Origin of the sequence: Cupriavidus sp. SIMBA_020, assembly GCF_046535395.1 — a bacterium.
GTDB lineage: Bacteria > Pseudomonadota > Gammaproteobacteria > Burkholderiales > Burkholderiaceae > Cupriavidus > Cupriavidus campinensis.
In genome coordinates this window covers 1-272 of the sequence record NZ_JAWRWU010000561.1, presented here as the reverse complement: position 1 = coordinate 272, position 272 = coordinate 1, and the positions used below count along the sequence as shown (strand labels likewise).

At 69.9% G+C, this 272-nt stretch carries 1 pseudogene; it reads right to left on the bottom strand.

Annotation, left to right across the window (positions count from 1 at the left end):
* A pseudogene (locus SB751_RS30525) lies at positions 1 to 272 on the bottom strand (anti-sigma factor); the annotation flags it as partial.

Genomic DNA, 272 nt, shown 5'->3' with positions numbered 1-272 from the left:
CGGCATGGCCGGTTGTTGCGCGAATTGCTGGTGCGCTTCCAGATACTGATCCAGACTGGCGTCGCGAATGATGTTGGCGTCTTGTGCGACGGCCTGAACGGCAGCCGCCGGCGCGGACGCCATCGCCACCCGCTGCAGCGCACCCTGCGACTGGACCGACGCGACCTGCGCCGCGCCCGGCCCGCCCGGTACACCTTGTAGTTGCGGCACGACGATCCAAGTGAGCGTCGCGGCGGCGGCAGCCACGGCAAAGGCCGGCACCACACGGCGAC